The 21,677-nt window shown below is 67.1% G+C and carries 23 protein-coding genes; 11 read left to right on the top strand and 12 right to left on the bottom strand.

Annotated elements, in window-relative coordinates; all coding sequences use genetic code 11:
• Positions 1 to 224: 224 nt before the first annotated feature.
• From ACZYW1_RS19315 to ACZYW1_RS19305, 3 genes are read right to left on the bottom strand one after another with little or no spacing between them, the layout of a single operon-like run.
• Entirely contained in the window at positions 225 to 1,745 is a 1,521-nt protein-coding gene (locus ACZYW1_RS19315; RefSeq protein WP_463788091.1) for a hypothetical protein, read from the bottom strand.
• Positions 1,746 to 1,754: 9 nt separating this feature from the next.
• Positions 1,755 to 3,032 (bottom strand): competence/damage-inducible protein A, encoded by a 1,278-nt coding sequence (locus ACZYW1_RS19310; RefSeq protein WP_463788090.1) that lies wholly within the window; start codon positions 3,030 to 3,032, stop codon positions 1,755 to 1,757.
• Between the two features lie 10 nt (positions 3,033 to 3,042).
• Complete coding sequence (locus ACZYW1_RS19305; protein WP_463788089.1) at positions 3,043 to 3,363, bottom strand: thiamine-binding protein; 321 nt, start codon at positions 3,361 to 3,363, stop codon at positions 3,043 to 3,045.
• Positions 3,364 to 3,416: 53 nt separating this feature from the next.
• On the opposite strand from ACZYW1_RS19305, the gene dtd reads away from it, so the two are divergent.
• The 3 genes from dtd to ACZYW1_RS19290 are packed head-to-tail and all read left to right on the top strand — an operon-like array spanning position 3,417 to position 5,656.
• A complete protein-coding gene (gene dtd / locus ACZYW1_RS19300) occupies positions 3,417 to 3,848 on the top strand; it encodes a D-aminoacyl-tRNA deacylase (RefSeq protein ID WP_463788088.1) in 432 nt (143 codons plus the stop codon).
• A gap of 12 nt (positions 3,849 to 3,860) precedes the next feature.
• Positions 3,861 to 4,790 (top strand): SAM-dependent methyltransferase, encoded by a 930-nt coding sequence (locus ACZYW1_RS19295; protein ID WP_463788087.1) that lies wholly within the window; start codon positions 3,861 to 3,863, stop codon positions 4,788 to 4,790.
• On the top strand, positions 4,790 to 5,656 hold the full coding sequence (locus ACZYW1_RS19290) for a TIGR03619 family F420-dependent LLM class oxidoreductase (protein WP_463788086.1): 867 nt from the start codon (positions 4,790 to 4,792) through the stop codon (positions 5,654 to 5,656). The genes ACZYW1_RS19295 and ACZYW1_RS19290 overlap by 1 nt, the downstream gene beginning before the upstream one ends.
• A gap of 7 nt (positions 5,657 to 5,663) precedes the next feature.
• Here the strand turns inward: ACZYW1_RS19290 and ACZYW1_RS19285 are convergent, their stop codons facing one another.
• Positions 5,664 to 6,401, bottom strand: coding sequence for a glucose 1-dehydrogenase (locus ACZYW1_RS19285; RefSeq protein WP_292989287.1), 738 nt, complete (start codon positions 6,399 to 6,401; stop codon positions 5,664 to 5,666).
• Positions 6,402 to 6,578: 177 nt separating this feature from the next.
• Here ACZYW1_RS19285 and ACZYW1_RS19280 point away from each other — a divergent pair, with 177 nt between their 5' ends.
• Positions 6,579 to 7,709: a nitronate monooxygenase gene (locus tag ACZYW1_RS19280; RefSeq protein ID WP_463788085.1), complete on the top strand. Its 1,131-nt coding sequence runs from the start codon at positions 6,579 to 6,581 to the stop codon at positions 7,707 to 7,709.
• Here the strand turns inward: ACZYW1_RS19280 and ACZYW1_RS19275 are convergent, their stop codons facing one another.
• The 3 genes from ACZYW1_RS19275 to ACZYW1_RS19265 all read right to left on the bottom strand — a co-directional run bounded on the left by ACZYW1_RS19275 (position 7,710) and on the right by ACZYW1_RS19265 (position 9,087).
• Complete coding sequence (locus ACZYW1_RS19275; RefSeq protein WP_463788084.1) at positions 7,710 to 7,925, bottom strand: Rv1893 family protein; 216 nt, start codon at positions 7,923 to 7,925, stop codon at positions 7,710 to 7,712. It lies immediately after the preceding gene.
• 17 nt (positions 7,926 to 7,942) lie between these two features.
• The gene (locus tag ACZYW1_RS19270) at positions 7,943 to 8,386 is read right to left on the bottom strand and encodes a hypothetical protein (protein WP_463788083.1); all 444 of its coding nucleotides are present in this window, start codon (positions 8,384 to 8,386) and stop codon (positions 7,943 to 7,945) included.
• A gap of 107 nt (positions 8,387 to 8,493) precedes the next feature.
• Entirely contained in the window at positions 8,494 to 9,087 is a 594-nt protein-coding gene (locus tag ACZYW1_RS19265; RefSeq protein ID WP_463788082.1) for a dihydrofolate reductase family protein, read from the bottom strand.
• A 201-nt stretch (positions 9,088 to 9,288) separates the two neighbouring features.
• Here ACZYW1_RS19265 and ACZYW1_RS19260 point away from each other — a divergent pair, with 201 nt between their 5' ends.
• The 4 genes from ACZYW1_RS19260 to ACZYW1_RS19245 are packed head-to-tail and all read left to right on the top strand — an operon-like array spanning position 9,289 to position 13,022.
• On the top strand, positions 9,289 to 10,551 hold the full coding sequence (locus ACZYW1_RS19260; protein ID WP_463788081.1) for a cytochrome P450: 1,263 nt from the start codon (positions 9,289 to 9,291) through the stop codon (positions 10,549 to 10,551).
• A gap of 9 nt (positions 10,552 to 10,560) precedes the next feature.
• A complete protein-coding gene (locus ACZYW1_RS19255; protein ID WP_463788079.1) occupies positions 10,561 to 11,574 on the top strand; it encodes an alcohol dehydrogenase catalytic domain-containing protein in 1,014 nt (337 codons plus the stop codon).
• Positions 11,571 to 12,134, top strand: coding sequence for a YceI family protein (locus tag ACZYW1_RS19250; RefSeq protein ID WP_463788078.1), 564 nt, complete (start codon positions 11,571 to 11,573; stop codon positions 12,132 to 12,134). The genes ACZYW1_RS19255 and ACZYW1_RS19250 overlap by 4 nt, the downstream gene beginning before the upstream one ends.
• A gap of 15 nt (positions 12,135 to 12,149) precedes the next feature.
• The gene (locus ACZYW1_RS19245; protein ID WP_463788077.1) at positions 12,150 to 13,022 is read left to right on the top strand and encodes an LLM class F420-dependent oxidoreductase; all 873 of its coding nucleotides are present in this window, start codon (positions 12,150 to 12,152) and stop codon (positions 13,020 to 13,022) included.
• On the opposite strand, the gene ACZYW1_RS19240 is transcribed toward ACZYW1_RS19245, so the two are convergent.
• Positions 13,019 to 14,188 (bottom strand): DUF7159 family protein, encoded by a 1,170-nt coding sequence (locus tag ACZYW1_RS19240; RefSeq protein WP_463788076.1) that lies wholly within the window; start codon positions 14,186 to 14,188, stop codon positions 13,019 to 13,021. The two genes, ACZYW1_RS19245 and ACZYW1_RS19240, sit on opposite strands and share 4 nt — an antisense overlap.
• A 353-nt stretch (positions 14,189 to 14,541) precedes the next feature.
• Here ACZYW1_RS19240 and ACZYW1_RS19235 point away from each other — a divergent pair, with 353 nt between their 5' ends.
• Positions 14,542 to 15,522 carry an esterase family protein gene (locus ACZYW1_RS19235; RefSeq protein WP_463788075.1) on the top strand — a complete coding sequence of 327 codons (981 nt, stop codon included), beginning with the start codon at positions 14,542 to 14,544 and terminating at the stop codon, positions 15,520 to 15,522.
• Between the two features lie 62 nt (positions 15,523 to 15,584).
• On the opposite strand, the gene ACZYW1_RS19230 is transcribed toward ACZYW1_RS19235, so the two are convergent.
• The 4 genes from ACZYW1_RS19230 to ACZYW1_RS19215 form a co-directional block, all read right to left on the bottom strand.
• Positions 15,585 to 16,154 (bottom strand): hypothetical protein, encoded by a 570-nt coding sequence (locus tag ACZYW1_RS19230; RefSeq protein WP_463788074.1) that lies wholly within the window; start codon positions 16,152 to 16,154, stop codon positions 15,585 to 15,587.
• Positions 16,155 to 16,189: 35 nt separating this feature from the next.
• Positions 16,190 to 16,585 (bottom strand): hypothetical protein, encoded by a 396-nt coding sequence (locus ACZYW1_RS19225; RefSeq protein ID WP_463788794.1) that lies wholly within the window; start codon positions 16,583 to 16,585, stop codon positions 16,190 to 16,192.
• A gap of 184 nt (positions 16,586 to 16,769) precedes the next feature.
• Positions 16,770 to 17,942, bottom strand: a complete 1,173-nt coding sequence (locus ACZYW1_RS19220) for a cytochrome P450 (protein ID WP_463788073.1) — start codon at positions 17,940 to 17,942, stop codon at positions 16,770 to 16,772.
• A gap of 32 nt (positions 17,943 to 17,974) precedes the next feature.
• Positions 17,975 to 18,859 (bottom strand): SDR family NAD(P)-dependent oxidoreductase, encoded by an 885-nt coding sequence (locus ACZYW1_RS19215; RefSeq protein WP_463788072.1) that lies wholly within the window; start codon positions 18,857 to 18,859, stop codon positions 17,975 to 17,977.
• Between the two features lie 54 nt (positions 18,860 to 18,913).
• Between ACZYW1_RS19215 and ACZYW1_RS19210 the strand changes: the two genes are divergently transcribed.
• Together ACZYW1_RS19210 and ACZYW1_RS19205 are read left to right on the top strand one after the other, a co-directional pair.
• Complete coding sequence (locus ACZYW1_RS19210) at positions 18,914 to 20,230, top strand: cytochrome P450 (RefSeq protein WP_463788071.1); 1,317 nt, start codon at positions 18,914 to 18,916, stop codon at positions 20,228 to 20,230.
• On the top strand, positions 20,227 to 21,636 hold the full coding sequence (locus tag ACZYW1_RS19205; protein ID WP_463788070.1) for a WS/DGAT/MGAT family O-acyltransferase: 1,410 nt from the start codon (positions 20,227 to 20,229) through the stop codon (positions 21,634 to 21,636). The genes ACZYW1_RS19210 and ACZYW1_RS19205 overlap by 4 nt, the downstream gene beginning before the upstream one ends.
• Positions 21,637 to 21,677: the final 41 nt, after the last annotated feature.

Here is a 21,677-nt window from a genome sequence, read left to right as displayed (position 1 = left end):
ACCTGATCGGTCTCGCGGTCGTCGTCGCCGCGCTGGTCGTGCTGTGCGTGGTCGAGCTGTACCCGGAGTGGTCGTCGTATCGGCGAACCGTCGAGCCGGAGCGCGTCATCGGACGCGGCGGCAGCGCGGAACTGTCCGGGCAGTCCTGGCATCTCGGTGCGGTCCACCGCACCGGCACCCTGCCGAAAAGCCTCTACAGGCCGTCGATACCGAAAGGCGCGGTGCTAACCGTCGTCACGATCGAGCGGACGGGTAGCCCCGGCCCCCGACTGTGCGTCGGTTTCCTCACCGACGGGCGGCGGCGGTGGAGAGACCAGACGAACTCCGGGGTCTCCTACCCCGTCAGCCGAGGTGCCACTCCATTCTGTAGCCAGCCCGGCCCGGTGCAGTTCAACTTCCTGCTGCCCAGCGACGCCACCCCCACCGCCGTCGACATCACCGACGCGAACTCGGCCATCCTGCTGCGCATCACCCTCTAGGCGCGCGTTCTGCTCGGCCAGCTGCGCCCGGGTGGCATGTGTCCAGCAGTAGCCGAAAGCCGTGGCAATCAACGCTATTCGCAGAGGCACCACAATGAGTTGGGATATCAGGTCGAGGGTCGGCATGAACGCCGTCCAAAACCCCCAATCGTGCGGGCCGATCACCCATTCCATGCCGCGGACCAGGTAGCCGTGATTGTTAGAGGGGCCGTAAAAGCTGCCCACCACGTCGAGCCAGGCCAGCACCACATACGCGAGCACGTAGCACGCCAGCGCGATCGGACCGCCGTGCAGGATCAGCTTGGCCGAGTCGACAATCGGCTGATACCGCCCGGTCTTCGACTTCGCGTAATCAGACACTTTGCCGCGCAACGACGTCGGCATGCCCGACCAACGTCGCTCGAACCGTCGCGCCGGCAACATCCTCTCGAGGAATGCCGTGCTCCGCTCGCCCACCGTTCGGCGTGCCGCGGCGCGCCAGTCGGCTTGCGTCGAGACCCCGTAGACGATGCCGATGACGGCCAGCCACATCAGCGGCACCCCGGCGCCGCCGAACGCCGTCTTCACCGCCCAGGTGAGGCCGTGCCAGCCGACCTGCAGCGGCTTCACGTGGCTGAACAGCTCGGCGCGGGTGCTGGTGAACCACACGACGATTCGACGTTTGGCCAGCCAGCCGGCCGGGTTGACCAAGAAGGTGAATCCGGCCGAGAGCGAATAGCTCAGCACCAGGAAGACCCAGAGCGAGTCGATGTAAAGGCGTACCGCGGTCAGCCAGCGCGGTAGCCGGCCGGCAAAGTAGCGCAGCGGGTAGCGGACGATCAGTGCACCGCCGATGACGAAGAAGGTGGTCTTGGGCACTTGCAAGGCGTGGGTTGCCACGCCGCTGAACGCCTCTTCTATCTGGTAGTCGAGCGAGCGCGCCATGTACGCCAGCCAGTCCTCCTTGAACAGCTGCCACGCCAGGTAGATCGCGAAGAACGGCGCGACGATCGACGAGAACAGCTCAGCGCCGCGAAGCGAGGGGCTCGGCAGATCGGCCAGCACCGGCACTCCCCGGCGGACCACCAGGAACATCGCCACGTACGACCCCAGCGTGGCCAGCCCGGCGAACGGCATGATCATCGCGGCCCAGAACGCGTGGTCGTGGCCGACATAGGCGGCCCACTCGACCGCACCCTTACGGACCAGCATCCCGACCAGATAGCACGCCGCTATCTGCGGCCAATACCTCCACGCCAGCGCAAATGGCCGAAGCAGGTAGGACACTCGGCCATGTTAACGGTGTCCGGCGGCCTTACTCAGCGCTTCTCTCAGCAGATGCATGGCGACCGTCGTGGATCGTTCCCGGATGTCGTTGCGGTTCCCCGGCAGCCGCAGTGTTCGGGTCGTGGGGGCGCCGCCCGCCAGCGCGACAGTGAAGCAGACGGTGCCGACCGGCTTGTCCTCGGTTCCGCCACCCGGCCCGGCGATCCCGGTGATCGCCACCGCGGTGTCGGCCTCGAAGCGGTGCAGCGCTCCCGTGGCCATGGCCTCGGCCACCGGTTCGGACACCGCGCCATGCGCCTCGATCAGTGCTGGATCCACCCCGAGTAACTCGGCTTTCACTTCGTTGGCGTAGGCCACCAGTCCCCCGGCCACATAGACCGAGGAGCCCGGCTGTTCGGTGAGTCGAGCCGCCAGCAGGCCTCCCGTGCAGGACTCGGCCGTCGCAATCCGGCGTCCGGTCAGCAGTTGGGCGATCTGGTCGTCGACCCGCGCGCCGTCCTCCGAGAAAATCTGCGCGCCGTGACGCCCGCGAAGCAGCTCGATCAGTTGCCGGTAGGCGTCGGCGGCGCCGGGCTCGTAACGGGTCACCATTTCGATTTCGCCGCGGCGCAGACAGGTGGTGATCTCCAACGCGGCGAACTCGGGCACATCGTGTGCGGCCTGCCGCAGGGTCTCGGCCAGTCCGGACTCCGGCAGTCCGAACATTCTGACGGTGTCTTGGCGGTAGACCGTGCGGCCGGCGATCGCCTGCTGCACTTCGGGGACCTGGACGGCGGTCTTCCACATCGGCTGCAGTTCGCGCGGCGGACCCGGCAGGACGACGATGGTTGGTGTGCCGGGAATGACGACGCCGGGCGCGGTGCCGACCGGTTTCATCACCACGGCGCCGACGGGGACCATCGCCTGCTTGCGATTGGCGGCGCGGATCGACTCGAAATCGCCGGAACCCAGGCGGGACATCAGCTTCTTCAAAATCTCGGCGATGGTGTTTTCCAGCTCGACGTCCAGCGCCAGTTCGCGCCCGCAGAACCGCGCGACCGTGGCGACCGTCATGTCGTCGGCGGTGGGTCCGAGCCCGCCACTGGTGACGATCAGGTCGACACCCTCGTCGGCCAGGAAGCGCAGCTGAGCCTCGATGTCGGAGGCGCGGTCGCCGCAGATGGTGATGTGGGCGAGCTCGACGCCCAGCTCGAGCAGCTGGTCGGCAAGCCACGGACCGTTGAGGTCGGCCACCCGCCCGGTCAAGACCTCGGTTCCGGTGACGACAATGCCTGCGCGTGCGCTCACTGCTACGACCTTAGGCGCGACCGTCCGGTTCCGTGGCCAGGTGCCGCTCGACCGTCGCGGCCTTGCTCGTCATCGCATCGCTGACGCCGGATCGCCAGTCCGCCTTGATCACGACGCTCACCCGTTCGGCCCGGGCTTTCACCGCCTCGACCGCGCGCTCGACGACGGCCATCACCTCACCCCAGCTGTCGCCCTCGATCACGGTGAACATCGAGTCGGTCTTGTTCGCCAGCCCGGAGGCCCGGACCACCCGGACGGCTTCGGCGACAATTTCGCCGACACCCTCACCGACTCCGAGCGGCGTGACCGAGAACGCGACCAGCACAGACATCAGGCGAGCGTACCCACGGCCCCGCGGTGCGGGTCCCATGGCAGCATCGGGCCATGCGGGTTCTGGTGCAGCGGGTCGCATCGGCAAGCGTGTCGGTGGACGGCCGGGTGGTCGGCGCGATCCGGCCCGCCACCCAGGGCCTGCTGGCACTCGTCGGGGTGACGCATGACGACGACGCGGCCAAAGCTCGCCGGCTGGCTGAAAAGCTCTGGCAACTCCGAATGCTCGACGACGAGCGGTCCGCCTCCGACATCGACGCGCCGATCCTGGTGGTCAGTCAGTTCACCCTCTACGCCGACACCGCCAAGGGCCGGCGACCGTCGTGGAACGCCGCCGCGCCGGCAGCGCTGGCCGAGCCGCTGGTCGAGGAGTTCGCGCGGACGCTTCGGGGTCTGGGCGCCCACGTCGAAACCGGGCTCTTCGGTGCCGACATGCGGGTCGAACTGGTCAACGACGGGCCGGTGACCGTTCTTCTCGAACTGTGACAAGGAGATTCGATGACTGACAAGTGGGCAGGCGACCGCACCGACGACGACACCTGGGACATCGTCACCGGCGTGGGTTACACCGCATTACTGGTGGCCGGGTGGCGGGCGTTGCACGCGGCCGGCGACCGGCCGCTGGTGCGCGACGACTACGCGAGGCATTTCATCGTGGCGTCGGGCGACTCGTTTCTCAACAACGCTCTCGCCGACCCGGGCCCTTCCGAGGGCGCCGCGACCTTTCCCCGGCTGTACGGAGTCCAGACGCGGTTCTTCGACGAGTTCTTCGACGCCGCCGCGCACCAAGGCATCCGGCAGGCGGTGATCGTGGCGGCCGGCCTCGACTCGCGGGCTTATCGACTCGAGTGGCCGGACGGCACAACCGTATTCGAGATCGATCAGCCGAGGGTCCTCGAGTTCAAGGCTCGGGTGATGAAGGAACACGCGGTAAGGCCCGCTGCCGAGCGGCGGGACGTCGCCGCGGACCTGCGTGGTGACTGGTCGATACCGTTGCGGCAACAGGGTTTCGACGCTACCCAGCCGAGCGCCTGGTCGGTGGAGGGCATCTTGCCCTACCTGACCGGCGATGCGCAGGACACCCTGCTGCGCCGCATCACCGAACTCTCGGCGCCGGGCAGTCGGGTGGCGATCGGCGCACTGGGCTCCCGCCTCGACCAGGAACGGCTCACGGCGCTGGAGGAGAGCTATCCCGGGCTCAACGTTTCCGGCGACGTCAACTTCTCCACGTTGACCTACGACGACACCACGAAAACCAGTCCCGCGCAATCGCTTACCGCTCGAGGCTGGGCGGTCGATCCGGTGCGGACCAACCCGGAACTGCAACGCGAATACGGCCGCACGCCGTCTCGCGTCGACATGGAACTCGACGCGATCATGCATTCGGAGTACGTCAGCGCGACCCGTTCGGCATCGAGAGGTGCCTGATGCAATTCTGGTCCGGCACACCGTTCATGGACACCGTCGACGCGTTGGCGATCGCCCGAATGCTCGACGAGTCCGGCTACGACGGGGTGATTTGTGCCGATCACCTGATCTACCCACGCAACCTGGCCTCGCCCTACCCGTCACCGGCCGGGGTGCCGCCGTGGCAGCCCGAAACGGCGTGGCCCGATTCGTGGATCATGATCGGTGCGATGGCGTCGACCACCAGGCAATTGCGCTTCTCCAACGCCATCTATGTCGCGCCGTCCAGACCGCTCGTCGAAGTGGCGAAACAGGTGGCCACCGCATCGGTGATCTCCGGGGGCCGAGTGTCGCTGGCCGTCGGCGCCGGCTGGATGCGCGAGGAATTCGACCTGCTGGGGCAAGATTTCGGCAATCGCGGCAAGCGGCTCGATGAGATGATCCCGGCGCTGCGGCAACTGTGGCGGGGTGGCTGGGTGTCGTGGAGCGGTGACTACTACCAGGTGCCCGAGCTGATGCTCGAGCCCCATCCACCGTCGCCGGTACCGATTCTGTGCGGCGGCGAATCGGAGTCGGCGCTGCGCCGCGCCGCGCGGTTGTGCGACGGCTGGGTCGGCACCGCCTACGGGTGGGACGACGCGGTCCGCTACGTGCAGAAGCTGGCGGCGCTGCGGCGCGAATACGGCCGCGGCAGTGAGCCTTTCGAGATCATGCTGGCGCTGCTCGAGGTGCCGTCCGTCGACCTCTTCCGGCGCGCCGAAGATCTCGGCATCACCGCGGTGATGTGTGCTCCCTGGATCGGCGACGGCGTCGAGCCGGGCAACCGGGACGGCTGCCGCGCCGCCATCGAGCGGTTCGCCGACACCGTGATCGCGAAGTGCCGCTAGTCGGCGGTCAGAACTTATGCGGGACGTCGTTGACCAGGCCGCCGTCCATGACGAACTCGGCGCCGGTGGAGTACGACGACTCGTCGCTGGCCAGGAACAGGACGAAGCTGGCGACTTCTTCGGAGACACCGGGGCGGCCGAGCGGCACGGTGACCATGTCGTCCGGGAAGTGCTTGGTCATCGGGGTGCGGATGAACCCGGGGTGGATCGAGTTGACCCGGATGTTCTGCGATGCCAACTCCAGGGCGGCGGATTTGGTCAGTCCCCGGACGGCCCACTTGGACGCGACATAGGGATGCACCATGACGGCGCCGCGGAGTCCTTCGATCGACGAGACGTTGATGATCGAGCCCCCGCCCGCGGCCTTCATCGGCTCGACGACGGCTTGGATGCCGTGGAAGGTGCCGTTGAGGTTGACGTCGATCACCTTGTTCCACTTGTCCACATTGAACTGGCCCAACTGGCCCAGCGCGACGATGCCGGCGTTGTTGACCAGGACGTTGAGCTTGCCGAAATCATTGACCGCGGTGGCCACCGCAGCTTCCCACTCGTCGGGCTGGGTGACGTCGAGGTGGACGTAGCGTGCGGCCTCGCCGATCTCGTCGGCGAGTTTTTTGCCGTCATCGTCGAGAATGTCGCCGACGACGACCTTGGCGCCTTCGGCCACCAGGGCCCGGGCGTGGGCGGCGCCCATCCCCCGAGCGCCACCGCTGATCAGTGCAACTTTTCCGTCCACGCGTCCCATGCCGCGTCACGCTACAGCAGCCGATTCGGCGGTTAGAACCTGTTCCACCTTCGGGCAATCAGGTCCCGGTAAATGCTCACTTTCACCCGGGTGGTCCAGAGAGCCGGTTCCGTACTAAACTAGAACACGTTCCAGTTCGCCTACGCCGCTGTAAGCAACCAGGTAAGGATCTCGCGCATGCACACTTCCCTCTGCGACGAACTCGGCATCGAGTTTCCGATCTTCGCGTTCACGCACTGCCGCGATGTCGTCGTCGCGGTGAGTAAGGCCGGCGGTTTCGGCGTGCTGGGCGCGGTCGGATTCACCCCTGAGCAACTGGAGATCGAGCTCAAGTGGATCGACGAGAACATCGGCGATCACCCTTACGGTGTCGACATCGTTATCCCGAACAAGTACGAGGGCATGGACTCCCACCTGTCCGCCGAGGATCTGGCCGAATCGCTGCGCAAGATGGTGCCGCAGGATCACCTGGACTTCGGCAAGAAGATTCTCGCCGACCACGGTGTGCCGATCGAGGACAGCGATGGCGACAGCCTGCAGTTGCTGGGCTGGACCGAGGCGACGGCCACCCCGCAGGTCGAGGTGGCGCTGACACACCCCAAGGTGAAGATGATCGCCAATGCGCTGGGCACCCCGCCGCCGGAGATGATCAAGCACATTCACGAAGCGGGACTCAAGGTCGCCGCGTTGTGTGGCTCTCCGTCGCAGGCCCGCAAGCATGCCGACGCCGGCGTCGACATCATCATCGCCCAGGGCGGTGAGGCCGGTGGTCACTGCGGCGAGGTGGGCTCGATTGTGTTGTGGCCGCAGGTGGTCAAGGAGGTCGCGCCGGTCCCGGTGCTGGGCGCGGGTGGCATCGGCAGCGGCCAGCAGATCGCCGCGGCGCTGGCGCTCGGTTGCCAGGGTGCGTGGACCGGCTCGCAGTGGTTGATGGTGGAGGAATCGTCGAATACCCCTGTGCAGCAACAGGCTTACGTCAAGGCCGGCAGCCGGGACACCGTGCGCAGCCGCTCGTTCACCGGCAAGCCGGCCCGGATGTTGCGCAACGACTGGACCGAAGCGTGGGAGGCGCCGGACAACCCGAAGCCGCTCGGAATGCCGTTGCAGTACATGGTTTCCGGGATGGCGGTACGGGCGACCAACCGCTACCCCAACGAGTCCGTGGACGTGGCGTTCAACCCGGTCGGTCAGGTGGTCGGGCAGTTCTCCAAGGTCGAGAAGACGTCGACCGTCATCGAACGCTGGGTGCAGGAGTACCTCGAAGCGACCAACAAGCTCGACGAACTGAACGAGGCCGCGTCGGTCTGATTACTCGTCGTCGACGGCGCCGGTGATGACTTCCTTGGCGCGCTCGACCGCGTAGGTGGCGATGTCGATCGAGTTGTGCACGATGTCGCCGGCACCGCCGGCGATGTCGCCTTTGATGATGTGGCCGGCGTTTTCGACGATGTCCGCGGACCGCTCGACCGCGTTGGTGACGATGTCGCGGGCGGCGTCGATCGCATCTTTCGGCCTGATGGCCATGGCTGTCTCCTGAGTGTTTAGGGGAAGTGCGTGATGCTCGTGTCGGACGGGAACCCGCCGCCCTGCCCGTTGGGGGCCCCACCGCCGGTCAGCTGACCGATCTGCCACCCGTGCTCGGTGCAGAGCATCGGCTGCCCATCGGGGCTCTGAGCCGAGGACCCGCGCGGGTTGTCGCACTTGGCGCCGACCTGTTGCACTCCGTAGAGCGGGTAGGTGATCACCCAGTATCCCGTCTGCGCTGCCGGGAACTGGTTGATGATGAAGTGGCACGCCTCGGCCTGGCCGCCGGGGCCGCGCCCGAAGATGAACCGCTCGTAGTTGTCGCAGGGCGCGCCGAGCGTCGCGTCGTAATTCATCCCCGGCACATCGCCGTCGAAGTGCCCGTTGTCGGCCAGGGCAACCGGGACCGAGCCGACGGTGGCGCCGGTGATCGCAGCGGCGACGAACAGTTCGCGAATCATGACCCACCTTCGGTGTTGCGTCACCGGGCCATTCCGCGGGCCCGCGACTGGACGCAAGCATAGTCAGTACCCCGGGTGCCACAAGGCCGTTTCGCGCGACGGTCCGCTCAGCGGCGAGAGGGCCGGTAGGTGCAGATCAGGACGCCGGTGGCGGTGGTCGTCGTGGAGACCAGCTCGAGCGCACGGGCGGCGCCGTCGTCCGGGAAAAGTCGTTTGCCGCCACCCAGCAGGATCGGTTCGATCATCAGCCGGTACTCGTCGACGAGGTCGTCCGCCACCAATTGCGCGGCCAGCGACGGGCTGCCCATCACCTGCATCACTCCGCCGTCGCGCGCCCGGAGGTCGCGGATGGCGCCGATCGTGTCGTCGGCCGGAAGCAGTGTCGAGTGGGGCCAGCTCAGGTCGTCGTCGCTCAACGTCCGGGACGCGACGTACTTCGGGATCTCGTTCATCCGGTCGGCGAACGGGTCACCCGCCCGCTCCGGCCATGCCGCCGCCATCGCCTGCCAGGTCCGTCGGCCGAACAACAGCGCCTCGGTCGCGTCCATCAGCTCGCCGACCGCGGGACCCATGGTGTCCGGGTCGAAGTACGGCATCGACCACCCGCCGTGCCGAAAGTCGCCGTCGTCGTCCTCCCCCTGACCGCCGGGTGCCTGCACCACTCCGTCGAGGCTGATGAAGTCGCTGATGACTATGCGCATGCGTGCGGCCTTTCCTGGTCTTTACCCGGCAGTAACTCAGACCGCGAACCGAGTCGAAAGTCATCGCAGACGGTTACGAGAACACGTTCCAATCCATCCCTCGGCAATCGGCCGAGAGCCGTTCCGTCTCGGCGGTCACGGTGCTTTACTGAGCCAGAACGCCTCGTATCGCAAGCCGTTCTCACCCTAGGAGTGCCACCGATGCCGACTCCGAATCTTCCGCACGGATTCGATTTCACCGATCCCGACGTCCATGCCGAACGCCTCCCGGTCGAGGAGCTGGCCGAGCTGAGACGGACCGCCCCGATCTGGTGGAACGAGCAGCCGGTGGGCGCGGGCGGATTCGACGACGGCGGTTACTGGGTGGTCTCCAAACACAAGGACGTCAAGGAGATCTCGCGGCGCAGCGATGTGTTCTCCAGCCTGCAGAAGACCGCGTTGCCGCGCTACAAGGACGGCACGGTCGGCGAGCAGATCGAGCGGGGCAAGTTCGTCCTGCTCAACATGGACGCACCGCAGCACACCCATCTGCGCAAGATCATCTCCCGCGGCTTCACGCCCCGGGCGGTCGAACAACTCCGCGACGACCTGCGCGAGCGGGCCCACCAGATCGTGCGGAACGCGGCCGCGCACGGGTCCGGCGATTTCGTCGAACAGGTGTCGTGCGAGCTGCCCCTGCAGGCCATCGCCGGATTGCTGGGAGTGCCGCAGGAAGATCGGATGAAGTTGTTCCACTGGTCCAATCAGATGGTGGGCGACCAGGATCCGGAATTCGAGAGCAATGACGCGATCACCGCGTCGGTCGACTTGATCATGTATGCGATGCAGATGGCCGCCGACCGTGCCGAGAATCCCGGCGAGGACATCGTCACCAAATTGATCGAGGCCGACGTCGACGGCCACAAACTCTCCGACGACGAATTCGGCTTCTTCGTCATCCTGCTGTCTGTCGCCGGTAACGAGACCACCCGCAACTCGATCACCCAGGGCATGATGGCCTTCACCGACTTCCCCGACCAGTGGGAGCTCTACAAGAAGGAGCGTCCCGCGACCGCCGCCGACGAGATCGTGCGCTGGGCCACCCCGGTCACGTCGTTCCAGCGGACCGCGCTGCAGGACTACGAACTATCCGGAGTGCAGATCAAGAAGGGCCAGCGGGTCGTAATGGTCTACCGCTCAGCCAATTTCGACGAAGAGGTGTTCGACGACCCGTTCACCTTCAACATCCTGCGCGACCCCAACCCGCATGTCGGCTTCGGCGGGACCGGTGCGCACTACTGCATCGGGGCCAACCTGGCGCGCATGACGATCGACCTGATGTTCAACGCGATCGCCGACGCGATGCCCGATCTGGAGTCGGTCGGCACACCGGAGCGGCTGCGCTCGGGCTGGCTGAACGGGATCAAACACTGGCAGGTCGACTACCACAGCGATGCCGCGGCCAAACACCCTGTCGCGCACTAGGCTACGGATATGCCGTCACACAAAGCAGTTCACGTCAAATCCGCGGGCGCAGCGTTGGAGCTCGCGGAGGTCGAGACAACACCGCCGGGCCGCGGCGAAGTGCGCATCAGCGTCAAAGCCTGCGGAATCTGCGGGACCGACGCCCACTTCGTCTCCGGTGATTTTCCGGGCTTGTCCTGGCCGCTCACCCTGGGACACGAGATCGCCGGCACCATCGCCGATATCGGGCCTGATGTCCAGGAATTCGCCGTCGGTGACCGTGTCGCTGTCGGCTGGTTCGGCGGCAACTGCAACCACTGCGCCCAGTGTCGTAAGGGCCAGTTCATCACCTGCCTGAACGGCAAGGTGCCGAGCTGGCACTACCCCGGCGGATACGCGGAGTCGGCGACGGTTCCCGCCACCGCGCTGGCCCGCATCCCCGCGGAGCTCTCCGACGCCGAGGCCGCGCCGATGGGCTGCGCCGGTGTGACGACCTACAACGCGCTGCGGCACACCAAGGCGCTGCCGGGCGACCGGGTGGCGATCCTCGGTGTCGGCGGTCTCGGCCACCTGGGGATTCAATTCGCCCGCGCAATGGGTTTCGAGACCATCGCGATCAACCGCGGCACCGCGAAGCAGAAGGATGCGCTCGAACTCGGCGCGCACCACTACGTCGACGCGACCGACGGTGATGTTGCCGAGGCGCTCAACGACCTCGGTGGCGTGGCGGTGGTGCTGGGCACCGCCGGAGCCTCGAAGGCGATGGCCGCCACCGTCGGCGGCCTACTTCCCTTCGGCGAGCTCATCACCATCGGTGTCACGCCCGAGCCGTTGCCGATCAGCCCGCTGCAGCTGATCACGCCGGGGCTCAGCATCGTCGGTCACCCGTCGGGCACTGCCAGCGAGATCGAGGACACCATGCATTTCGCGGTGCAGACCGGGGTGCGGGCCTGGATCGAGGAGCTTCCGCTGTCGCAGGCCGCCGAGGGGTACGCGGCGCTGGAAGAGGGTCGCGCGCACTACCGCACGGTGCTGACGGTGTGACCGAAGGCGTCCCCAACGTCGAATGGAGCCTCGACGGCTCCGACGGCGACCTGCTGATCCGCACCGGCGTCGCGGGCCCGGCCGCCGCGATAGGACATCGGCTGACGCTGACGATGCGGCACTGGCGCGCGACGGCGCGGTGGGCGGCCGACGAGCTGGTGGGCGCGGAATTGACCGTCGAGACCGCTTCGCTGGCGGTCGTCCGCGGCAAGGGCGGTGTCACCCCACTGTCCGGGCCGGAGAAGATCCTGGTGCGCAAGAACGCGCTGCGATCGATGGACGCGAAACTTCATCCTCGAATCACGTTCGAGGCCAACACTATTGACAAGACCGGAGACGGCTACCGGTTGACCGGAACGCTGACCATCCATGGCACGTCCCGCGAGCAGGTCGTCGACGTGCACACCGACGACCAGGGAGTCAACTGGTGGCTGTCCAGCGAGACTTCGGTGCGGCAGTCGGATTTCGGGATCAAGCCGTACTCGCAACTGCTGGGTTCGCTCAAGGTCGCCGATGACGTCGTGGTGGCCCTCACCGCGAAACGTGCCAAGCGGGCGTGACGGAAGGGGATCTCGATGCGGATCGGAGTGGTGTTCCCGCAGACCGAGATCGGCGCCGACGCGGGCGCGGTCAGGGCGTACGCCGAGCAGGTCGAGGGGCTCGGGTTCGCCCACCTGCTCGCCTACGACCACGTGGTGGGTGCCGATACGTCGGTGCACCCGGGCTGGACCGGGCCGTACGACATGCACGACACCTTTCACGAGCCGCTGGTGACGTTCGGTTACCTCGCGGCGGTGACCAGCACCCTTGAATTGGTCACCGGAGTCGTGATCCTGCCGCAGCGTCAGACCGTGCTGGTTGCCAAGCAGGCCGCCGAAGTCGACCTGCTCAGCGGCGGACGACTGCGCCTCGGTGTCGGCCTCGGCTGGAACGCGGTCGAGTACGAGGCTCTGGGAGAAGACTTTTCGACGCGCGGCAGGCGCTGCGACGAGCAGGTCGAGCTGTTGCGCAAGCTGTGGACCGAGCCGAGCGTCACCGTCGACGGCCGCTATCACCAGGTGACCGGCGCCGGTATCGCGCCATTACCGATCCAGCGGCCGATTCCGGTGTGGTTCGGGGCCTCCTCACCGCGGGCGTTCCGGCGGGCCGGCCGACTCGGCGACGGCTGGTTTCCGATGGTGGGTCCCGGACCCAAGCTCGAGCAGGCCCGGCAGCTGGTGGCACAGGCGGCGACCGAGGTGGGCCGGGACCCTGCGCTGATCGGTATGCAGGGTCAGGTTTTGTGGAACGGCCGCACCGAGGATCTCGCCGAGGGCCTGCGGGCGTGGGCCGGCGCGGGCGCTTCGCATGTCGCGATCAACACCATGAACGCCGGGCTGGCCTCGGTCGACCAGCATCTCGGCGTGTTGACCGCCGCGGCCGACATCGCCGCGGAATTCCCGAGTTAGGGAGCCGGTGCTCCGGGCGGCGGAGGCGGCTGCTGGTCTGGGTCCTGTCCATGTAGGCGTTGCAGCAGCTTGGTGAGCAGGGGGTGCGGGTTGGGCTGCTCGGGCGGCGGCGGTGCCACCGGCGGCGGCACGGGCGCAGGCGCAACCGGAGCCGGGACCTGGACCGGCGCCTGCGCTACAACCGGTTGCTCGACGACCGGCTCCTGCACGGGTACCGGCTGCGGCGCCGGGCGGGCGGTGGGTTTGGGAAGTGCGGCCGGGGGCGGAGCGGGAGCCTCGGCGATCGGTGCGTGAGCGGCGTGCGCCACCGGGCGGGCCGGGTCTGATGCGTGGCGGGGCACCAGGTGCGGGCCCAGCGCCAGCGACAGCGATGCCACGAACGTGACTGCGCCGGCGGCCAACATCGTCACTGCCCCGGCATAGGAACGACGCCGGGCCGCCTCGTGGTCCTGCCGCCAACTGTTGACGGTCTCGAGCATTTCGGTGTCGGTGAACTCGGTGCTCTGCGCCGACACGAGCGCGGCTCCCCGCGCCAATGCCAACTCGGCGCCCACCTGGGTGATCACCGGAACGGGCAACGACTGCAGTTGCGCCGACAGCGCGCCGACCTCGTCGCCGGCGCCGACGATCACGACGCCACCCGGCTGCCAGGAGCTTCGGTCGAACAGCGCGTTCAGCCAGTGGATCAGATGCCCGGGCCCGCCGCTCAACTGCTTGATCGCCGTCTGCGGCTCGCCGTCTTCGGCGTCGACCATCACCACGATCGTCGAGTCGCCATCCAGGACGCACACCGCAGCCTGGTCGTAGCCGACGACCGGGGCGATGGCACGGGCCAGCATGTCGCACGCATCGTGCAAGCGGACGGGAACGATGTTGTCGAATCCGGCGTCGGTCAGCGACTCCACCAGCAATGCCGCCTCGGCGGCGGATTCATCGCTCCAGGTCACGCCAACGACGTGCAGGTGTTGGTCCAACCCGGCGGCCGCGGACTGCGCGTCCAACACCGCGGCGCTGGCCTGCTCGGAGGTGTACACCGCTTGTAAGCCGGCGGTGGGGTGAACGTCGAAGTCGTCGTGGTCGAGGATGGCGCCATCGGCCTCGTGGCCGTCCACCAAGACCCATCCGACTGACGTCGATGTCAGCGACAGTCCAACTACCGTATCCAAATCTGCACCTCAATCGCGGCCCGAAGCCCGAGCGCCGCAGCCGGCGACCATGAGAATCAAAACGCTGGCTCGCGGGCGGCGGAAGGACCGGGACTGCGTGGTCTCGTCGGTCTAACCTCGGGTCACCCTACGCGGTCAACACGGGCTTTTGCGACCCGGGGACCGGGGGCTGAACCAGGGCCCAGTTCCGTCGAGTGTTGCCAGAACGGACCGATTTTCGCCGCTGGCGCGGGCTCTGCGCAGGTCGCGCGCGTTGCTGCGAATCCGCCACACCTTTGCGTCCTGATCGACATATCGACAGCCGCACTGTAAATTTCGCCGTAGTGCGTGACGCCGTCGACAAGGGGCCTGATATGGCATATGTAAGCGACAAGATGCGCGGCTGGGCGCGACGACTTATGGTCGCCGCCGCAACAGCAGCCGCCCTACCAGGGCTGATTGGCCTGATCGGCGATTCGCCGACGGCCAGTGCATTCTCCCGGCCCGGGCTTCCTGTCGAGTACCTGCAGGTTCCATCGGCATCGATGGGTCGCAGTATCAAAGTCCAGTTCCAGACTGGTGGCAGCGGTTCGCCGGCGGTGTACCTGCTGGACGGACTGCGGGCCCAGGACGACTACAACGGCTGGGACATCAACACCCCGGCCTTCGAGTGGTACTACAACTCGGGCCTCTCGGTCGTCATGCCGGTCGGTGGTCAGTCCAGCTTCTACACCGACTGGTACAACCCGGCCTGCGGAAAGGCCGGTTGTTCGACGTACAAGTGGGAGACGTTCCTGACCAGCGAACTGCCGGGATATCTGTCCGCGCAGAAGAGCGTGAAGGCCAACGGCAGCGCCGCGGTCGGCATCTCGATGGCGGGGTCGTCGGCGATGAACCTGGCGATCTACCACCCGGGGCAGTTCATCTACGCCGGTTCGCTGTCCGGTTACCTGAGCCCCTCGACCGGGCAGGGCGCGATCGGTCTGGCGATGGGTGACGCCGGTGGTTACAAGAAGGAAGACATGTGGGGGCCGGACAGCGACCCCGCGTGGCAGCGCAACGACCCCACCGTCAATGTCGGCCAGCTGGTCGCCCACAACACCCGGCTCTGGGTGTACTGCGGCAACGGCACGCCGAACGAACTGGGTGGCGACAACCTGCCCGCCAAGTTCCTGGAGAGCAACTTCATGATCGGCGGCAACAAGAAGTTCCAGGATGCGTACACCGCGGCCGGTGGTCACAACGCCGTCTTCAACTTCCCGCCTTCCGGCACACACAGCTGGGAGTACTGGGGCCAGCAGCTGAACGCCATGAAGGGTGATCTGCAGGGCACCCTCGGGGCGCACTCCAGCTAGACATCTGACAAATACTGCGCCCGACGGAATCCCGTCGGGCGCAGTATTTTGTGTGGAGCAGCTCAGTGCAGGCGGTCGGTGACGTCGGTCCACCCGGCTTTCGTGCCGCGGTGATCGGTGACGTCGCGACACCGGCCGTAGATGCGCGCCACACCCCGGGTCGGAGTGTCGGCATCGGAATACAGGATCGCGTTGACGCCGTCCTTCGACAGGTTCCGTTCGACGAGGTGCTGATTCGACGGCCGTCCCTCCCGCCAGCCATGGGCGGCCAGCGCGGCGGATGCGGCGCGCAGGTACTGGTCGGCGGTGACGTCGGACGGTAACTGGAAGTTCATGTAGACCGCGCCCTGATACGGCGGATCGTCGCGGTTCTTGCACGACATCAGCAGGTAGCCCGCCGAGGGCAGGCGCAGGTCGGTGATCGCCACCACGTCGCGAGCCTGCTCGACGACTTCGGCTTGGGTTTGCGCGTCGCTGGCCGGCGGGCCGGGGTGCTCGACGGCGTCGTTCGCCGAGGCGTGCAACCGGTCGATCGCCAGGTACACGCCGCCGATGAGCACGGCCGTCGACAACAGGGCGACGGTCAGGGCCCGTCCTGCCGGTGAGCGCGGTTCCGACGGCGGGTCATTCATGGTCGGTCCCGCACCGGGTGAGCGCCGTGCCGGCCTCAGCCCCCGAGCGCCGCGAGCAGCTCTTTGATCCGGGCGGCTTCGTCGTCGGTCGGGGTTTCCTCGGCCTCGATGGCGTCGAGGAGCTCGGGTGTGAGCCCGGCGCCGTTGGCGGTCTCCTGTGCAGAAAGCTTCGCCCGCCGCCGCACGACGTAGAGCTGCTGACCCAAGGTGGCCCCCGGCGCCTCGGAGGCCAGCGCCATCAGGTCGTCATAACGGGTCCGAACTCCGCTGAGCGACACGATGACCGACGGTGTCGCGCGACCGCGCGTCGCCGCCTTGGTCAGTGCGGTCTGCAGCTTGCGCAGACCGGACAGGATCACGTTGGCGCGACCGGTGAACTCCGGGTCGCTGGTGTCGGGCAGTGCGTCGATGGCGGCGGAGAACATCTGCATCGCCGCCTCGACCAAGCTGACGATGACGGGCGCTTCGCCGTCATCCGGTCCGCCGTCGTTCTTGGACCGCTTCGTGCTGTGGTAATCGTCGATGGTGATCACTCCGTCTGAACGGTGACTGTGAAGGCTTCGAAACGCTAAAACGCTAGCGCGGATCGATCCTCCGGACAAGGTTTCGCCCTTGTCACAACACCTTGACCGGCAGCTGAGACCAGCCGGCCTCATTCGACAGGTTCATCCGAACGCAGTCGTCCCAGATGACGTCGTAGCGCGGCATGAAATCGAGAAGGTGATCCAACGCGACGGCGGTTTCCAGTCGCCCGAGGGCGGCGCCCAGGCAGCTGTGCACGCCGTATCCGAGGCCCAGATGCTGAGCCTGGGTGCTGTCGCGGTCGATGTCGAAGGTGTCCGGGTCGCTGAACGCCTCGGGATCCCGGTTCGCCGCGGCGTTACAGAGCAACACCGGCTTGTTCGGCGGAATCGTCACCCCGTGCAGCGTCACCTCATTGAGCGTGCACCTGACGTTGTAGAGAATGGGTCCGTCGAACCGGAGCCCCTCCTCCACCGCCGCACCGATCTTCGAGCGGTCGTCGAGCAATCGCTGCCACTGGTCAGGGTTCCGTGCCAGCAGCGCGACCATGCTGCCGATCAGCTTGGTGACGGTGACGGCGCCGGCGCCGCCCAGCAGCATGACGAAGCTCGCGATCTCGAGGTCGTCGAGATTGCTCACCTCGCCGTTGTCCCGCGTCACCTCGGCGCCGATCAGGGTGCTGATCATGTCGTCGGCAAGCTGCAGCCGGCGTTCCTGAACGAGATTGTGATAGAAGCCGAACACCTCCAGCAGCGTTGTCGTGAAGTCCTCGTCGCCTGCGCGAGAACTCATCGTCTGTTCGGCCTGCAGCCGCACCCGCTGCGCCGACTCCGCCGGGACCCCGGCCATCTGGGTGATGACTTCCGCCGGAAACGGCGCGGAGAAGTCGCGGACCACGTCGAATCGGCCGGGCTCCGCGGCATCGAGGTATTTCCGCACGATGCCGACGACCGCCGCACGCAGGTTCGAGATCGCTCGCGGGGTGAAGGCCCGGTTGACCAGCGCACGCATCCGTCGGTGATCCGGCGGATCCATGAACAGGATCAGATTGGGCGGCACCTCGCCGGACTTCACCATGGCGAGGTCGTAGCCGCGTGCGGACGAGTAGGTGCCGTGATCGCGGTAGGCCTGCGCTACGTCGGCGTGGCGGGTGAGTGCGTAGAAGTCGAGCTCGGAGTTGTAGTACACCGGCGAGTCGTTGCGGAGCTGCCGGTAGACCTCGTACGGGTCGGCCAGGAACTCAGCTGAGTACGGGTCGAAGTCCAACTCGCACTTCCCATCTCAATCGTCAGTGGTAGCTAGTCCGCGATGGTGCCATCGCGCAGGGATCCGTGCCGCGGCAGGCCGAGCGACAGCCGGCCCACCTGGTGCAACAGCGGCACCGGCAGCAGCCGGTTGACGATCAGATTCGTTCGGGCATCGAGGCCGACGCCGTGCCGCGCGAACGGGGCAGTCTCGGTGAGGGCGTGGGCCAGCCGTGGTGCGAATCGCCGAGGGTGCCGCTTGAGCAGCCGGACGGCACGGCGACCGTTGCGGTCGATCCGGACGTGCAGGTCGGCGTAGGGCCCGGTCTCGTCGCGATACACCGGGCTCGCGTCGGTGACCATGTCGGTGTCGAACGTTCCCGCCACCAACACCGTCACGCCCAGGCCGAACGGAGCGATCTCGTTCGCGAGCCCCTCCGCCCAGCGCTCCAGCGCGCTCTTGGCGGCCGAGTACGGCGTGGTCTCCGGCAGTCCCCGTGCCCCGGCCTGACTGGAGACCACGACGATGCGACCACGCCCTGTTGCGCGCATCCCCGGCAGCAACTCAGTGGTCAGCGCCACCGGCCCGAACACATGCGTGGCGAACATCTGCTGCCACACCGCCATCGGCAGTTCTTCGGAACATCCCGCGGCGGCGATGCCCGCATTGTGGACGAGGCCGTCCGGCGGGCCCACCGCCGCTTCGATGGAACGGGCGGCGGCAACGATGGTCGGAGCGTCGGTGAGGTCGAGGTGAACGACGCTGATGCGGGGGTCGTCGCTGCGCGCGCCGGTCGCTGTTTGCAACGCCGCACGTGCGGCATCCGGTGAGCGGACCGCGGCCACCACGCGCCACCCCAGCTGGTACATGTGGACAGCGCAGGCCAGGCCGATGCCGCGCGACGCGCCCGTGATGACGACGCTCGGCGGTTGACTCATCGCCCGAAGCATACTTCGATTGGTAGTCGGACTAGCCGACAATCGGGGGTGGACGTGGGTCACGGCGTCGCGACGGATCCGGCGCGTTTTCCGGCGGGTCCCGGCGCGCCAAAGCTGGTGCAGGGCCTCGTCTTCGTGGCGGGCCGGCACAAAGCGCTGGCGGCGGCGCACCGGCGGTACGGCCCGTGCTTCTCGGCGAACGTGCCGGTCTGGGGCAAGGTGCTGGTGCTCGGCGACGGCAAGCTGATCAAGGAACTGCTGTCCACCAACAGTGAGCTCGTCGACAATTCGTCGGGTCTGGACACGGTGCTGCCGGCAGGTTCGATGGTGCGGCTCTACGGGGACGAGCACCGCCGGCGGCGCAAACTGCTCGCCCCCTCGTTCAACGGACGCCGCATGCGCAATCACGAGGCGATGATCGAGGAAGAGGTGCTGCGGGAGATCGCCGCATGGCCGCAGGGCCGCGAATTCGCCTGTGCGCCCTCGATCAGACGACTGACGTTGAATGCGTTGCTGCGGGCCGTTTTCCACGCCGAAGGTGGCGATCTCGACGAGCTTCGAGAGATCATTCCCCGGCTGTCACTCTGGACGTCGCGCCTTGCGGTCATGCCGCCCGCCGTCCGCCGCGATCTCGGACCGCGCAGCCCATGGGGCCGTCTGCAGAGGGACAAAAGACGTTACGAGGAGATCATCGCGTCGCTGACCGCATCGGCCCGCCGCGATCCCGGCCTGACGGAGCGCAGCGACGTAATGGGCACGTTGCTGCAGGCCCGATACGAAGACGGCACTCCCATCGAGGATGCGCACATCGCCGACGAACTGTTCGCGCTCCTCGGTGCGGGGCACGAGACCACTTCGGCCTCGATCTCCTGGGCGGTGGAGCGGTTGCGTCGGCATCCGGATGTGCTGGCCCGGCTGGTGGCCGAAGGCGACGCCGACGGCCACGAGTTGCGCCAGGCGACGATCTGGGAGGTGCAGCGGACGCGTCCGGTGATCGAGATGATCGCTCGCACCACGCTGGCTCCGATCACGTTGGGCGACTGGGTGATTCCGGAGAACTCGATGATTCTGGTCGACATCGCAGGCGCACATGCTGCCGAGCGGAGCTTCCCCGACGCCGAGAAGTTCGACCCGGACCGGTTCGTCGGAAGCCCGCCGGAAAGCGTTTCGTGGCTGGCCTACGGTGCCGGAGTCCGGCGATGTGTGGGCGCGGTGTTCGCCAACATGCACCAGAACGTGACACTGCGGGTCTTGTTGCGTGAGATCAACATTCGCGCCTCCACCGCGCCGGACGAGGGTCGTCGCTATCGGGGAATCACCCCCGAGCCGCGCCGGGGTGCGCTGCTGGAGATGGAGCGACGCCGCGGATGAAGACCACGACGCAGCGCCTCAGCGGTTTCGATGCCAGCCTGCTGCACCTTGAGACACCGGACGTGCCGATGAATGTCGCGGGGGCCATCGAGGTGGACACCACGACGATGAAGGACGGGTACAGCTTCGAGCGATTCCGGGATCACCTCGGGCGCCAGCTCACGGCGATCCCGGAACTCCGCGCGAAGCTGGCCGACAGCAGGTTGAACCTCGGCACTCCGGTGTGGGTCGAGGACGGCGCGTTCGACATCGACAACCATCTACGGCGCGCTCGCATACCCTCGCCGGGCACGCGACGCGAAATATCCGCTCTTGCAGGTGAACTCATCGCGACACAGATGGATCGAGACAAGCCGCTGTGGCGCATGTGGGTGCTGGAGGGCGTCGCGGATGTCGATCCGCGCGACGGCGGTGCGATCGTCGTGCTCTTCGAAATGCAGCATGCCGTCCTCGACGGAACCAGCGGGCCGGCGATGTGGTTGCGCCTGAGCAGCGATCAGGTCGATGCGCCCGATCCGCAGCCGCTCCCCGGCTTTCCCCAGATCAGTCGACGCGACATCGTGCTCGACGGCTTGCTGAGGTTTGTGCTGCGACCCTGGTACCTGCTCACGAAGGTGTTGCCCGCACACTTTCGGGTTGCCGCCCAAGCCATTCGACGCACCGCGTCGGGACGGGCGATGCCGCGCACGTTCACCGCACCGAAGGCCTCGTTCAACGGCAAGGTGCACGGCCCCCGCAACGTCGGCTACGTCAAGCTCGACCTCGCGGATGTCAAGACCGTCAAGAACTCGTTCGGGGTCACCGTCAACGACGTGGCGATGGCGGTGGTCTCGGGCGCGGTCCGGAAGTACCTCGTCGAGCGCGGCGCCCTTCCCGAGCAGTCACTGATCGCCATGGCGCCCATCGCGGCGGTGTTGGAGACGGCCGACGACATGGGCCGCAACAACATGACCGCGATGTTCACCCCGCTGCACACCGAGATCGCCGACCCGGCACACCGGTTGAAGGCGATCGCCGAGGCCGCCTCGATCGGCAAGGAGCACGGCGCGGAGCGCCGCACCACCCTGCTGCAGGACTGGGCAAACTACGTCGCGCCCGGCGTTCTCGGCACGATCATGGGCCTCTACGCGCGCAGCGCACTCAGCGAGCGCCGGCCGCCCTACAACATGTCGATCTCGAACGTGCCGCTCTCCCCTGTTCAGCGATACCTGATGGGCGGCAGGATCATCGCGATGTACCCGCTGGGGCCGCCGTTCAACGGAGTCGGGCTCAACGTCAGCATGATGTCGCTCAACGGCAGCCTCGACATCGGCTTGGTGTGCTGCCCGCACCTGCTCCCCGACATCTGGGACCTGGCCGACAACGTGCCGGCCGCCCTGGAGGAGCTGCTCGCAGCGACCCGCTGAACATCGTCGTTTCCGCGCACCGCCGGCCCGCGGACATGCTT

It is taken from the genome of Mycobacterium sp. IDUB_36 (assembly GCF_055419225.1).
Note: the sequence above shows the minus strand (reverse complement) of the source record. Positions and strands in the feature narration are given on the sequence as shown.